13 protein-coding genes are annotated in these 12,691 nt (G+C 59.5%); 11 read left to right on the top strand and 2 right to left on the bottom strand.

Annotation, left to right across the window (positions count from 1 at the left end):
* Positions 1 to 41: 41 nt before the first annotated feature.
* Together cydB and EKD05_RS09175 are read right to left on the bottom strand one after the other, a co-directional pair.
* Positions 42 to 1,055: a cytochrome d ubiquinol oxidase subunit II gene (gene cydB, locus EKD05_RS09180; RefSeq protein ID WP_129672127.1), complete on the bottom strand. Its 1,014-nt coding sequence runs from the start codon at positions 1,053 to 1,055 to the stop codon at positions 42 to 44.
* Between the two features lie 14 nt (positions 1,056 to 1,069).
* A complete protein-coding gene (locus EKD05_RS09175; protein ID WP_129672166.1) occupies positions 1,070 to 2,464 on the bottom strand; it encodes a cytochrome ubiquinol oxidase subunit I in 1,395 nt (464 codons plus the stop codon).
* 351 nt (positions 2,465 to 2,815) lie between these two features.
* Between EKD05_RS09175 and EKD05_RS09170 the strand changes: the two genes are divergently transcribed.
* The 11 genes from EKD05_RS09170 (at position 2,816) to EKD05_RS09120 (ending at position 12,521) form a co-directional block, all read left to right on the top strand.
* A complete protein-coding gene (locus EKD05_RS09170; RefSeq protein ID WP_129672126.1) occupies positions 2,816 to 3,898 on the top strand; it encodes a vitamin K epoxide reductase family protein in 1,083 nt (360 codons plus the stop codon).
* 28 nt (positions 3,899 to 3,926) lie between these two features.
* Positions 3,927 to 4,388: a DUF123 domain-containing protein gene (locus EKD05_RS09165; protein WP_129672125.1), complete on the top strand. Its 462-nt coding sequence runs from the start codon at positions 3,927 to 3,929 to the stop codon at positions 4,386 to 4,388.
* A gap of 110 nt (positions 4,389 to 4,498) precedes the next feature.
* The gene (locus tag EKD05_RS09160) at positions 4,499 to 5,695 is read left to right on the top strand and encodes a PLP-dependent aspartate aminotransferase family protein (protein ID WP_129672124.1); all 1,197 of its coding nucleotides are present in this window, start codon (positions 4,499 to 4,501) and stop codon (positions 5,693 to 5,695) included.
* On the top strand, positions 5,696 to 6,523 hold the full coding sequence (locus EKD05_RS09155; RefSeq protein ID WP_205703902.1) for a sugar phosphate isomerase/epimerase: 828 nt from the start codon (positions 5,696 to 5,698) through the stop codon (positions 6,521 to 6,523).
* A gap of 70 nt (positions 6,524 to 6,593) precedes the next feature.
* Positions 6,594 to 7,013, top strand: coding sequence for a phosphonate C-P lyase system protein PhnG (locus EKD05_RS09150; protein ID WP_129672123.1), 420 nt, complete (start codon positions 6,594 to 6,596; stop codon positions 7,011 to 7,013).
* On the top strand, positions 7,013 to 7,561 hold the full coding sequence (phnH, locus tag EKD05_RS09145) for a phosphonate C-P lyase system protein PhnH (protein ID WP_129672122.1): 549 nt from the start codon (positions 7,013 to 7,015) through the stop codon (positions 7,559 to 7,561). Before EKD05_RS09150 ends, phnH begins: the two co-directional genes overlap by 1 nt.
* Complete coding sequence (locus EKD05_RS09140; protein ID WP_129672121.1) at positions 7,561 to 8,670, top strand: carbon-phosphorus lyase complex subunit PhnI; 1,110 nt, start codon at positions 7,561 to 7,563, stop codon at positions 8,668 to 8,670. Before phnH ends, EKD05_RS09140 begins: the two co-directional genes overlap by 1 nt.
* A complete protein-coding gene (locus tag EKD05_RS09135) occupies positions 8,667 to 9,605 on the top strand; it encodes an alpha-D-ribose 1-methylphosphonate 5-phosphate C-P-lyase PhnJ (RefSeq protein ID WP_129672120.1) in 939 nt (312 codons plus the stop codon). The genes EKD05_RS09140 and EKD05_RS09135 overlap by 4 nt, the downstream gene beginning before the upstream one ends.
* Positions 9,606 to 9,612: 7 nt before the next feature.
* Positions 9,613 to 10,449 (top strand): ATP-binding cassette domain-containing protein, encoded by an 837-nt coding sequence (locus EKD05_RS09130; protein ID WP_129672119.1) that lies wholly within the window; start codon positions 9,613 to 9,615, stop codon positions 10,447 to 10,449.
* An 89-nt stretch (positions 10,450 to 10,538) separates the two neighbouring features.
* Positions 10,539 to 11,213: a phosphonate C-P lyase system protein PhnL gene (locus EKD05_RS09125; RefSeq protein WP_129672118.1), complete on the top strand. Its 675-nt coding sequence runs from the start codon at positions 10,539 to 10,541 to the stop codon at positions 11,211 to 11,213.
* A 129-nt stretch (positions 11,214 to 11,342) separates the two neighbouring features.
* Positions 11,343 to 12,521, top strand: a complete 1,179-nt coding sequence (locus EKD05_RS09120) for an alpha-D-ribose 1-methylphosphonate 5-triphosphate diphosphatase (protein ID WP_129672117.1) — start codon at positions 11,343 to 11,345, stop codon at positions 12,519 to 12,521.
* The last annotated feature ends 170 nt before the right edge of the window (positions 12,522 to 12,691 follow it).

The raw sequence follows: 12,691 nt of genomic DNA, 5'->3' as shown, positions 1-12,691 counted from the left end.
AAGCATCGCAGGGGCGGGACGACAGTCCCGCCCCTGCGATGCTAATACGTCAACTCACTCTCAATGCTTATACGGTGCCGAAAGACCCAGTAGGTCCAGGTCTGATACGCCAGTACGATCGGAATAAAGATGAGGGCGACGATGCTCATAATCGTCAGAGTTTTTGGGCTTGACGACGCATTGTAGATCGTCAGACTCCAGGCGGGATCGAGGCTTGAGACCATCACGCGGGGGAAGAGCGCCATAAAAATCGTGATGACCGAGAGGCCAATATTGACACTGGTCATCAAAAAGGCCCAGCCAAGGCGCCCAATATGCACAAAATAGGCGGCGGCAAAGAGTGCGCCAAGCGAGGCGATGGGAACCGGGCCAGGATTGACGCCGAGGCGGCTGAACGAATCGGTCATCAGATACGTTGACACAATGAAGATCGCGACCATCACCGTTGTCACCGGGCCAATGCGCCGGGTCAGGTGGAGGGCACGCTCGCTCAGTTCACCGCTTGTCTTCAGGTTCAAGAAGATCGCCCCGTGCAGGAGAAACATCGAGAGCGACGTCAACCCGCCGATGATCGCATACGGGTTCAGCAGGTCAAAGAAGGTGCCGACGTAGTGCATATCGGCATCAATAGGCACCCCGCGCAGCATATTGCCGAGCGCGACCCCCCAAAGGATCGCGGGGATCAGACTGCCAAAGACAATGCCCCGATCCCACCAGGCGCGCCATTTTGGATCTTCGGCCTTGCTGCGGTACTCAAAGGCGACGGCTCGGATGATCAACGCGACCAGCATCAAAAAGAGCGCAAGATAGAAGCCACTAAAGAGCGTCGCATACCAGTGTGGAAAGGCCGCAAAGATTGCGCCGCCGGCCGTGAGCACCCAGACCTCATTGCCATCCCAGACCGGGCCGACCGTATTGATAATCACCCGCCGTTCGGTATCGGTCTTGCCCATAATTGGCAAGAGCATGCCCACCCCATAATCAAAGCCTTCGAGCACGAAGAAACCGATAAAGAGCACGGCGACGAGTATAAACCAGAGGATATTGAGATCCATTGCAGGGTATCCTTTCAGTCGCCAGCCGGAGCAGGGCGCAGCGAAGGTTGTTTGCTAGACTGAGGCTCTTCGCCGGGTACCTGACGGGCATATTTCAGCATCAAAAAGACCGTCGCGGCGATCAAGCCCAGATAGACTAGGGTGAAGCCAATCAAACTCAGCAAGACATACCCGACGCCAACCGTCGCCGAGACGCCTTCATTAGTCAACATCACGCCATAGACGATCCAGGGCTGGCGGCCCATCTCGGTAAAGATCCAGCCGGTCGCATTTGCCAGGTAGGGCAGGCCGATCGCAGGGATCAGCAACCAGAGAAAAGCTGGACTACTCGTAATGCGATTGCGCAAGACAAAGTAGAGGGCCACTACAGCCAGGCCAAGCATCGCAAAGCCTGCGCCAACCATGGCCCGGAAGGTCCAGTAGGCGAGAAACACACTGGGTGTATAGTTGCCAGGCCCATAGGTCGCCTCGGCTTCGGCTTGCAGATCCTTGATGCCTGGCACCGCGCCCTCGAACCGATTGTAGGCCAGGAAACTCAACAGGCCAGGTACCTTGATCACAAAGAGATCGCGTTGCTGCGGTGTGCTTGCCACAGTAAAGAGCGACATCGGCGCAGGATCCTCGGTCTCCCAGAGGGCCTCGGCGGCTGCCATCTTCATCGGCTGCACCTGTATCATATACTGCGCCTGGGCGTGTCCAGCCAGGATCACGCCGATCACCCCAATAAAGGCAGCGATGGCCCCAATCTGGAACGAGCGGCGAAACATCTCGTGCCCGGCCTCGCCGAGTGGGCGACGCAGATGATAGGCACTGATGCCGAGCACAAAGAAGGCCGCCGTGCAGATTGCCGCCATCATCGTGTGCGGCCACTGCACCCAGACATGCCCATTGGCAATCAGCGCCCCAAAGCTCTCCATCTCGGCACGGCCATTGCGGATCACATAGCCAACTGGCTGATGCATAAACGAATTCGCCACCAGGATCCAGAACGACGAGATCGTTGTCCCAATGGCAACCATCCAGATACAGGCGAGGTGAACGCCCTTGGGCAGCTTGTTCCAGCCAAAGAGCCAGAGACCGAGGAAGGTCGACTCGAGAAAGAAGGCCATCAACGCCTCGATCGCCAGCGGAGCCCCAAAGATATCCCCCACAAACCGTGAATACTCAGCCCAGTTCATGCCAAATTGAAATTCTTGCACAATTCCGGTAGCTACCCCGATCGCAAAATTGATCAAGAGCAACTTGCCCCAGAATTTCGTCATGCGTTTGTAGGTTTCATTGCCACTACGGAAGTAGACCGTCTGCATAATGGCGACAAGGAGCGACAGGCCAATCGAGAGGGGAACAAAAAAGAAGTGGTAGACCGTCGTAATAGCGAACTGCCAACGTGCGAGAATGGTGACGTCCATCATTGCCTCCGAGCCAAGTCAAAGCCTCGGCATCAAGAGATTGTGCCAATATACACAATCGTATCAGATGTTTCTCTGAGCGCGGTTATGATCGTATAACTGGCAATGAAGGCTTGATACGTGTGGTGTGGGTTGTCGGCTGATAACCCGGTTTTCAGGCAATGCAATTTTGTTGTCTGCTCTGGTTGGGTACAATAGGGGTATTGTTTCGCTGGCACAACCGTCAGCTTTGCTGGCGGTTGTGCCAGCGAAGCAACGATTGATGGGGGTGCCGTTCCTGGATATGCATTGCTGTTATGCTGGCGCTCTGTGCCGGCCTTCCCGCGAGGGTTCGAACGAAGGAGTACGTTGATGCTACAGAGAAATGTTTCACGCTGGTCGCTCCTTGGGGTGGCGACGCTTTTGCTGATGTTCGTGTTTGCCGGGCGCGTTGCGGCGGCTGATCCAGCCGCCCGCGCCGTCTTTTTCTTTTCGCCGACCTGCCCCCATTGCCATACTGTCATGGACGAGGTCTTGCCGCCGCTTCAGGCGCGCTATGGTTCACAGCTCCAGATTGTGCAGATTGACGTTAGCCAGCCTGCTGGTCAGGCACTGTATCAGGCGGCGATTACGGCCTTCAATATTCCCGATGATCGCCTCGGTGTGCCTACCATGGTCTTTGGCGAGACGGTGATGGTTGGCAGTGGCGAGATCCCGGCGATGTTGCCTGGTTTGATCGAACAGGCGCTTGCCGCTGGCGGCAATGCTTGGCCCACTATTCCGGGGATCGAACCGGTCATTGCGGCCCAGGTGGTCACGACTGACGCGGGCGAGGTTGCGGTGGTGCCCCCCACGGCATCGGCGGTGAGCCCGTTTCAGCGCGATCCGCTGGGCAATAGCATCGCGCTCTTGATGCTTTTGTTGATGGCTGTGTCGGTCTTTGTGGTCGCGATTACGACCCGCCCGCCTTTTGATCGCCCACTGCTCGGGTGGCGCAATCTGGCGGTGCCAATCCTTGCCGTCGCTGGCATCATCGTCTCGGCCTATCTTGCGTTCGTCGAAGTGAGTGGTGCCGAGGCGGTCTGTGGGCCGGTTGGCGATTGCAATGCGGTTCAGCAGAGTGTCTATGCGACGCTCCTTGGCATTCCGGTTGGGGTGCTGGGGGTTGCTGGGTATGCCTTCTTCCTGGTTGCGTGGCTTGTGTATCGTTTTGGCGCAGGTTCGGCCGCCCACTATGCTAGGCTCGCGATGCCACTCATGGCCTTCGGCGGGACGCTCTTTTCGATCTACCTGACCTTCCTCGAACCTTTTGTCATCGGTGCAACCTGCATGTGGTGCATTGCCTCGGCTGCAATTATGACGGCTCTGCTCTGGGTGACGACTCCCCGTGGGGCAGCGCCTGTGCAACGGGGGCGGGGCAAAGTCAATCGTCGCCCTGTGGCAGCTAATCGCTAGCAATGCTCCACAGCTTCGTCCCTCGCCAATGAAGGGTACCTATATCCTGGTACTCCAACTTGACCAGACGCTCACTCACCTTCAGATTGGGCGTCTGGGTTCGTTTGCGTTTGCCTCGGGGTTTTACCTCTATGTGGGCAGTGCCTTTGGTTCGGGTGGGTTGGCGGCGCGCCTCAAGCATCACGCCAACCCCCGCAAACCTCGTCTGCACTGGCATATTGATTATCTCCGGGCACAAGCACACCTCCGTGCCGCCTGGACGTTGAGTGGCACCGGGCGGATGGAGCAAGCCTGGTGTCGTGCGCTTGCGTCCGTTTCTGGTGTTACAATGCCTGTGCCGGGGTTTGGTGCCAGTGATAGCCCCTGCTCGACCCATCTCTTTGCGCTTGCTACGGCACCTCACCCTACGTTGCTGGCCGAGGTCATCTTCGGTTCGCTTGATCCAACGCAGAGTGCGCATGTTCAGCTCGATATCCATCTTTTTGATTGATCGCTGCCACGGATCCGATACGCTTCTCTGAAGCTCGCTTGTGCTGTTTCCACCAGCACAAGCCTTGGTTTTGCGGGCAGCAGCCGTGTTGTAGCCTCCAGGAGCCTGTTATGTCTGAGAGTCTCTTTACCATCGCTGTCCACGCTGGCCGTCCCGATGAAGGCAATCCTTCGATTCCGTCTGTTCCCGGTATTGACCTGGCGGTGAGTTACCATGCCGCTGATGCGGCGACCCTCCACGCGATGCTTGGGGGCGACGTGCCAGGCTTTTCGTATTCGCGTTATGGTAACCCGACCAATGCTGCGCTCGAAATGGCTCTCTGTCAGATGGAAGGGGCCGCGGTGGCGCGTGCATGTGCTTCGGGTATGGCTGCCGTCCATCTCGCCCTGTTGCTCACCGGTTTGCAGTCTGGTGATACGTTGCTGGTGGCCCAGGACTCGTATGGTGCGACGTTTGCCCTGGTTGATACGGTCATGCGTCGCATGGGGGTCTGTCCGGTTTTTGTCGACGCAACGAACCGCGCCACCCTCGCGGCGGCGCTGGCCGAACATCGTCCCCGGGCGCTGATCCTCGAGCCGATCTCGAATCCGTTGCTGCGCCTCTGTGATGTTTCGGCAGCGGCCCGGCTCTGTCATGAACATGATGTGCAATTGGTTGTTGATGCGACCTTTGCGACGCCGTATCTGTTGCGGCCACTCGAACTGGGGGCCGATATTGTGTTGCATAGTTTGACCAAGTATCTTGCCGGTCACGATGATGTGCTTGGTGGCATTGTGTTGGCCGGCGAGTCGTATGCCACCGAGTTGCGCAATCTGACGATCCTGACTGGCGGCCTGCTCGATCCGCATGCTGCCTATCTTGCGTTGCGTGGCCTGCGCACGCTGCCCCTGCGCATGCGTGAGCATTGCCGTAATGCCGTCGAGGTTGCCAACTGGCTCGTCGAGCAACCCGGCGTGGCGCAGGTCTACTATCCCGGCTTGCCGTCACATCCCCAGCATCACCTGACACGCCAACTGTTGCCAACTGGCGCAGGCGGGATGGTTGCGTTTGATCTGGTGCAGGCCAACGAAGCCGCTGTGCTCCGCTTCCTCGATGCCCTCCAGATGATCTTGCCCGTCACGACGCTCGGCGGTGTCGCCAGTCAGATCCTCTATCCGGCCTGCTCTTCCCATCGCTCACTCTCGGTTGAGCGCCGCCATGCCCTTGGTATTGGCGATGGTTTGCTGCGCCTCTCGGTTGGCATTGAGGATGCGGTTGATATTCAGGCCGATCTCGCCCGTGGGTTTGCCGCTGCTGCAAAGGAGTAAATGATGACCCAGCAAACGGTGCCGCTGATGGGGGCGGCCTTAGAGATCAAAGACCTTGAAGTCTATCGCGATTGGTTGCTCGATGGGCCGCGTGATCTTGAAATCCAGGATCCGATTGCCCCCGAAGTGCTTGATGGTGATTGGCGCACCGCCGCTCGCCATGCTCGCGAGATGCTTCGTGGCTATACCGGGCGCCTGGGCATCCACGGGCCGTTTCTTGGCCTCGATCTGGCCCCCTACGATGCAAAGGTGCGTCAACTGGTCATCGAACGCCTGCGCCAGGGCCTCGCGTTTGCCGAGGCGGTTGGCGCGACCCATATGGTGCTGCATAGCCCCTTTCTCTGCTTTGGCACCCCGGCTCACGTCTTTACCCCGTTTGCTCGGCGTGAGGGAACAATCAAGGCGGCTCGGGCGGTCATCGAGCCTCTGCTGCCCCAGGCCGAGGCACTTGATTGCATGCTGGTGATCGAGACGATTGCTGATGGCAGTGTGGCCCCCCTCCTTGATCTCGTGCGTTCGTTCGATACCCCTCTCGTACGGCTCAGCATTGATGTAGGCCACGTGCGTATGATGCAGCAAATCGGTGGCCCTACGCCTGATCAGTGGGTGCGCGAAGCCGGCGATCTGCTTGCGCATGTGCATCTTCAGGATACCGATGGACACCTTGACCGTCATTGGGCCCCTGGTGATGGCGCAATCAACTGGTATGCCTTTTTTACCGCCCTGCAAACCTTGGCGCATCAGCCACGTCTGTTGCTTGAACTCGAAGATCATGCGCACATCCCCCGTGGGATGGCCTATCTGACAAGGTGCGGTTTTGCGTGTTGAACCTGTCCGGGCTTCTTTTACCTAATCTTTTCGTTTCGTTAACGTCGGCTTAATCTCAATGCAGTAGGCTATGCTGATGCAAGCACACGAGCTATTGGATATCTTGACCCGTGCCCCTGCGGATGCGGTCAAGCGCTTTGCGGAGGATCTGCTGCCGCGCCTTGAGCCGGTAGAGGTGTTGCGCAACCGAACAGGATTGGCGATGTTGCCATTTCGTGAAACGGCCCAGGCGAGCACGTTTTACCTGGGCGAGATTTTGTTGGCCGAGGCTCATGTCCGTGTCGCTGGGGTTGAAGGGTATGCAGCCTGTCTGGGGCGCGATCTTGAGCAGGCGCTCGCCCTCGCGCTGATCGATGCCGCCCATCGCGCCGGGATCGCTGGCCCCGCTATCGCCGATTTTGCCCGCACCCAGGCTGCTGATCTGGCGGAGACCGATGAAGCCTTGATGCGCGCGGTTGGGCAAACGAGGGTTGATCTGGAGACGTTTTGATGTCTATGCCGCGCATGACTCCCGCCGAATTGCGTCAGCACGCGACTTTTACGGCGTTGATGTGGGCGTTCAGTTACCCTGGACGCCCTCAGCGCCTCCCCGCTGCTGGCCTGGCCGCCTTTGTTGCTATCGGTGAGACGTTGCTTGATCTCGAAACCGGTTTTTTTACGCCGCATCACGATCTCGCACCTGCCCTCGCCGCAACCGGCGGCCGTTCACTCCCGCCAGGCGACGCACCCTACCAATTTTATCCTCAACTCACCCTCGCCGAGCTTGATCTGCTCGTGACGGCCCCGCTTGGCACGTACGCCGAGCCGGATCGTGGGGCAACCCTGGTGCTCGGGTGTGGGTTTGCGCAAGGAACACCGCTGCACCTCAGTGGCCCTGGCCTTGCCCAACCACTGACGATCACGGTTGCTCGTTTGCCTGATGAACTCTGGCGTGCCCGTGCTACCGTGGCTTCCTATCCGCTCGGCTGGGATCTCTATCTCGTGGATGGCGATCAGGTCATTGGCCTGCCACGGACGACCAGGGTGGAGGTGGGCTGATGGCCTATGTGGCAGCACGCGGTGGCGAGGCGGCGATCCTTCAATCCGAGCAGTTGCATCAGTTGCTCAACGCTCCGTTGAGCCTCGCGACGGTGCGGATGATCGAAGCGAGCCTGCCCTATCTTGTTGATCGCGTGATGGGCGAAGGTTCCCTCTATGCGCCTGAATTGGCCGCGCTTGCGCTCGCCCAGACGGGCGGCGATCTCTACGAGGCGGTGTTGCTCTTGCGGGCTTACCGTTCGACCCAACCCCGCCTTGCCTATGCCGAGCCGGTGACGCAGACCGAGTTGCTGACGGTGCGCCGCATTTCGGCCTCATTCAAGGATATTCCGGGCGGTCAGATCCTCGGGCCGAGTCTTGATTACAGCCATCGCTTGCTGCGGCTTGATCTGCTCGATCAGGACAATCAGGCTCACAGTGCATCTGCTCCTCCTGCGGCTACCGTGTCATCTGATGCCCCGGTGGACGAGGTGCCTCCCTCGTACGATCCATCACCGCTGGCGGTTGCTGACTGGCAGCGTAGCGAGGGTTTGCTTGCGGCGGTGCCTGAAGTTCCGCTTACCGATCCGGCCTCCTTACCTGATCTGACCCGCGAGCCAGCCGATTTTCCGGCCCCGCGTGCCCATCGTCTGCAAGCCCTGGCACGCGCCGATACGGGGGGCGTGCTGGCCCTTGGCTATGCCAGTATGCGTGGCTATGGCCTTGCCCACCCGACTGTCAACGAGTTGCGTCTGGCCTATGCCGATGTGCGCCTGCGCCATCCCGTCACCGGCGAAGCCTTTAGCATCGGGCGGGTGCGGGTCAGTCAGTGCGAGGTCGTCGATACGCAGGCCACCGAATTGCGCCTCGGCTACACGGCAACCCTGGGTTGGAATGAGGTCAAATGCATCGCCGGGGCGATGCTCGATCTCGAGATGGATGCCCCGCAACCCCATCCGGCCCATAGCGAAGAGTTTGTGCTCTATCATACTGAACCCGTCGAAGCGTCCGGTTTCTGCATCCACTACAAACTTCCTCACTATGTCACGTTTCAAAGTGGCCTCGATGCCCTCCGTGACGCCCGCGCAACGGCCGCCGATACCCCCACAGAGCCAGGAGACGCGCAATGAGTCTTGCCTCGCTTGCCCATCCCCGCCAGGATTTCAGCTACGGTTTCCTGGATGCGTTCGCAAAACGTGAATTGCGGCGGCGCATGCTCAAAGCAATTGCCATTCCTGGTTTCCAGGTGCCCTATGCCAGCCGTGAGCTGCCGATTGCCCGTGGGTGGGGCACCGGTGGCCTCCAGGTGACGCTGAGCATCGTGAGCCCGGTTGATACGCTCAAGGTGATCGACCAGGGTGCCGACGACTCGGTCAACGCGGCTAACCTGCGTCGTTTCATTGCCCGTATGACGGGTGTCGCTACCACCACCGATACCCTTGACGCCACAGTGATCCAGAGTCGCCATCGCGTGCCCGAGGAACGTTTGCGCGAGGGGCAGGTGCTCGTCTTGCAGGTGCCCGATCCAGAACCTCTGCGCCAGGTGCAACCCGATAGTTCACGTGCCCGTGAGATGCACGCCGATGCCGACTATGCCCAGATGTGGCTGACGCTCTATGAACAACTGGTGCGCTTCGGACGGTTTATGCAGGGTGCCAGCTATCCCGTGCTTGTCCACGGGCGTTACTTGATGAGTCCCAGCCCCATTCCCCGCTGGGACACGCCCGCGTTGCACCAGGCCGCCCATCTCACGCTGCTCTCGGCAGGGCGTGAAAAGCGGCTCTATGCGGTGCCACCGTATACCGACGTGCGCCCGATTGAATTTGAAGATGTCTTTTTTCAGGTCGAGAACATGGCTGGACGGATCTGCATGCTTACCGGAGCACGCAACAAATTTATGGATGAACTGCCAGTTGCTGAAGGTGGTTCACAGTTCCGCCTTTCCGACACTGGTTATGCCGCCAAATTGCTACGTCGCGCACGCGGCGACGCAGCCACTCTTGGCGCAACCTATTTTGATGATGAGGGCCATTTTTATCAGCCAGGGGTGATCCGTGAAGAGTAAGCTAGGTATGAACGGCGAGCCTGTGACGCCTCAGCCGCAGCCACACCAGCGTCGGTTGCTGCCGCCGCGTTTGGTTCGACAGGCACCCCTGCTGGAACTACGCGGCCTGAGCAAGCGCTATGGGCGCATTGTTGCGGTGCAGGGCGTGAACCTCGAGCTCTACCCTGGTGAAACAGTGGGCATTGTGGGTGAATCAGGCTCGGGCAAATCGACCGTCCTCCGGCTGCTCAACCTAGAAGAGGCAACCGACACAGGCACCTACCATTTGGCCGTGCCAGGGTTTACGGGGCAGAACCTCTTTGCGCTCGATCGTTTTCATCAGCGGCAACTCCGCATCCAGCAGATTGGCATTGTCTACCAGCAGCCGCATATGGGCCTGCGGATGCAGGCGACTAGTGGCGGCAATGTGGCCGAACGGCTCATCATGGCGGGCGAGCGTCGTTTTGCGACGCTGCGGCGGGCGGCAAGCGAAGCGTTGGCAAGTTCCGAATTTCCGGCTGATCGCATTGACGACCCGCCAGCGATGCTTTCGGGCGGGATGCAACAACGGGTGCAACTCGCCAAAGCCATTGCGCTGCGACCGGCCTTGCTGCTGCTTGACGAGCCAACAACCGGCCTTGATGTCTCGATTCAAGCCCTCGTCCTTGACACTCTGCTGCGCCTGCGGCGTGAGCGCCAGATCACCACACTCATCGTCTCGCACGACCTGGGGGTCATTCGCACCCTGGCCGACCGGGTACTCGTCATGCGCCATGGTGCAGTTGTCGAAGGCGGCCTGACCGATCAGATTCTTGATGATCCTCAACATCCCTACACCCAGCAACTCGTCTCGGCCCGTCTCTGATGGAGGGCTGTCGTCCTACACGCCCATGCTGCACGCAACCTTTTTCATAGAGGCCGTAGGTCTCACACTCCCAGCCGGAGGCTGAACGTATGCCGCTTCTTCACGTCGAAGATCTGAGCAAGAACTTTGTCATTCACGCCCTGGGCCGCACTATTCCAGCCTTTCAAGGCGTTAGCTTTGCGCTTGAAGCGGGCAGTCTGTTGCTGATCCGTGGCCCAAATGGGGCAGGCAAATCGTCACTTTTGCGTTGCCTCTACCGCACCTATCTCCCTGATCGCGGGCGGGCGATTTATGCCACGACTGACGGAATGATTGATCTCGCCTCGGCCGCTGATGTCGACATTGCCCTCTTGCGTCGAACCGAAATCGGCCATGTCACCCAGTTCCTGCGCCCACGTCCACGGGTGACGGCGCTTGACCTTGTCGCTGAGCCATTGCTTGTGGCCGGGCACAGCCTCGCCGAAGCGCGTGAGGCAGCGGCTGATTGGCTTGGGTCGCTTGGGCTCAAGGCCGCGATCTGGCAGGCCTATCCGAGCACTTTCTCGGGGGGTGAGCAACAGAAGATCAACCTGGCGCGTGCGATGATCGCCCCGCGGCGCCTGCTGCTACTCGACGAGCCAACGGCAGCCCTTGATCCCGACGCCCGCGCTGCACTCTGCTCGCGGATCAGCGTGCTCAAGGCAGCCGGCGTTGCGATGATCGGTGTCTTTCATCACCCCGAAGATATCGCAGGATTGATTGATGCAGAATTTCATGTCGCATGATCGATCCAGTTTGAATTGGTCTCGTGCCAATTAGAGATCTCACAGGTCTTGATGATGGCGTCCCAATGCGGACGAGCAGACCTGTGAGGTCTTCTTTGAAAGTATTGGGTCTAGAGGAGCAATCTATCTATGTTGATCGCAAATGTTCGTATCGTCCTCCCTACGATGGTCATTGAGCGTGGCTGGCTTCGCATTGAGGGCGAGCACATCGCGGCGTTTGATGAAGGTGACGCCATTGTTGGTGCTATGCCACTTATTGAGGGGCGCGGGCTGACGCTCATCCCTGGCATGATCGACCTCCACGGCGACATGCTCGAACGCGAGATCGAACCGCGCCTCGGGGCCGATTTTCCGATTGATATGGCAATCTTTGAACTGGACAAGCGCCTTGCTGCGACAGGCATTACCACCGCCTATGCGGCGCTCTCATTCTGGGATCATGATAGCCACGATAATACCCGCCGCCTCGATACCGTGCGCCTGATGACCGAGCATATTCACCAGTTGCGATCACAATTGTTGATCGATCTACGGGTGCATGCGCGTTTTGAAGTCTCAACGCCAGTTGTTTCGCCGATGCTTGGCGATCTGCTTGAGACCGGACAGATCGAATTGCTCTCGCTGATGGATCATACGCCGGGGCAGGGGCAGTACCGTAACATCGAGCGCTATGTCACCTCGATGTCGCGATGGCGGCGCATTCCGCGTGATCATGTCGAAGAGGAATTAGACCAACGTCTTGCGCAGGCGGGAAGCCTGGAAGAACGCTGGGCGCTGGCGCGTGACATTGCGGTGCTGGCCACAGAAATGGGCCTGCCCATTGCCTCGCACGACGACGATACGTCGGCGAAAGTTGACCTCGTCGCCACCCTCGGGGCGACCATCGCCGAGTTTCCCGTGACGCTCGAGGCGGCCCAGGAGGCCCGCCTCCGTGGCATGTCGATCGTGATGGGCGGCCCCAATGCGCTGCGTGGCGTCTCCCACTCGGGAAATCTGAGTGCCCGTGAAGCCGTCGCAGCGGGTCTTGTGGACTGTCTGGCGACCGACTATCACCCCGGCACGCTCCTCCATGCGGCCTTTGGTCTTGCCCGCGAGGGCATCACCGATCTCCCCACAAGCATTGGCATGGTGACCGCCGGGCCTGCTGCCGCCCTCAACATGGCCGAACACGGACGCATTGCCCCCGGCCTGCGTGCCGATCTTTGCCTGGTCGAAGATGGTCGCTTGCCGCGCATGCGCGGGACGATCCGCAATGGCACGCCGATTTACTGGGATAACGTGATGTGGGAGCGAGCAAGCCGGGGGTGAGGGCGTCAGTCCTAAACTTCAGCTTGCCTCTGCCGTCCCACCAGACAGCAATGCTGGCTGTTGAGGTAACTGTTCACATCTGGGGTGAGCTTTGCCGCTGGGAGCGCGGGCGGCCCGCCGGTCTGCGTGCGCTTGCGGGCGGGCCGCCCGCGCTCCCAGGAGGAGGGTGA

Origin of the sequence: Candidatus Chloroploca sp. Khr17, from assembly GCF_004138165.1 — a bacterium.
Lineage (GTDB): Bacteria > Chloroflexota > Chloroflexia > Chloroflexales > Chloroflexaceae > Chloroploca.
This window is presented reverse-complemented; position numbering and strand designations above follow the sequence as displayed.